Here is a 1,301-nt window from a genome sequence, read left to right on the forward strand (position 1 = left end):
TGGATGCCCGCCTCAAGGAGGAGGAAACGGTCTACAAGAATGGAGGCCTTGTTGATGGCATCGCCGTCTCCGCCCCCGTTCCTTGTGGCCCTAACCTGAAGTATCCTCCGGTTCCTGGCTCCGGTACACCACCACAGCAGCCTCGCCCTACCCCCGCCGGACGTGCTCAAGCAGCCACCGCAGCCACCGGCTCCCCTGGCAGCTCTCTCCCCGGCACCATGCAGGAAACCCTCTCCCGCTTTGTGGCTACTCACGGCGCCCCCTCTGCTGATGATATATTGGCCACTCAGCGCACCTTCGCCTGCCCTTACTGCCTCCACTTGAAGGCCGACAAGGACCGCAACATTCCCGGATGGCACTTCCTGAACGATTGTCCCAAAGTTCCCTCTTGGTACACCATCACCCACAACCCTGGGAACCGCACACCCCGTGGTCGCACTCCAGCCCGTACTCCCGGTGCTGCCCTCGCCGCCCGCACCCCCACTCCTGGGCCTGCCCCTGGTGGCGGTGCTGTGACCCCGGCTCCGACCCCGGCCTCGGCTCTGCGTGATTCCGCTACTGCTCCCCCGGTCCCCGGTCAATGTAAGCATGTCAGTTGGTGCCCCTCCCTGTCTGCTGCCGGCCGTGACTCACCTGTTTGCGTTGCTGACCATCCTTCCAGCTTAACCGACAGTCCACCTCTGTCACCGGTCAGTAGCGTAACAACTAGTAGTGATGTCCAGTTGCCACCGGCCTCTCCTGTTGCACCTATCGCGCCCGTTCCGGTTCCTGCCGTGGCCGCTCCACCTCCTCCCTTGTTGCCTCCTGCCTTGTCGCCTGGATCTCCCCGGACTCCCGTCGCCCTCCACGCCTACGCCTATGGGAATTCCCTTCAGCCTCTCCCCATCCGGTTTCTGGGATCCTCCTATGCGACCACCTTGGCCTTCTCTCCGGAATCCAGTATCTGTATCGACTCCGGGGCCACTTACTCCATGACTCCCTCCCTGGCTGACTTTGTGTCCTATACCACTGTCTCCGACACCTTCATCACCGCGGCCAATGGAGAATCCATGCCCGTTGCCGGTCAAGGTACTGTGCGACTCCTCCTTGGGGACAAGATCGTGGAAGAACATGGCTGGCTCCACCTTCCTGGTATCGCCATGCGCCTCAAGTCCGTCCGGATGCACTGCCGTCTTCACCCTGATGCTTTCTTCCTTGCTTCTAATGAGGAAGTCATTTTGGGATACCCCACCTTTAATCTCCACATCGATGACAAAGAGGACGTGGTCTTACCCTGCTCACCTGCCCCCCTGGCAGCGTCC

The 1,301-nt window shown here is 61.3% G+C and carries 1 protein-coding gene; it reads left to right on the forward strand.

Going from position 1 to position 1,301, the window contains the following annotated elements:
- Positions 1-218: 218 nt before the first annotated feature.
- On the forward strand, positions 219-1,301 hold a 1,083-nt coding region (locus ACRCYW_RS14655; protein WP_438550799.1), incomplete at its 3' end, for a hypothetical protein.

The organism is Aeromonas sp. (assembly GCF_051657805.1).
Taxonomy (GTDB): domain Bacteria; phylum Pseudomonadota; class Gammaproteobacteria; order Enterobacterales; family Aeromonadaceae; genus Aeromonas.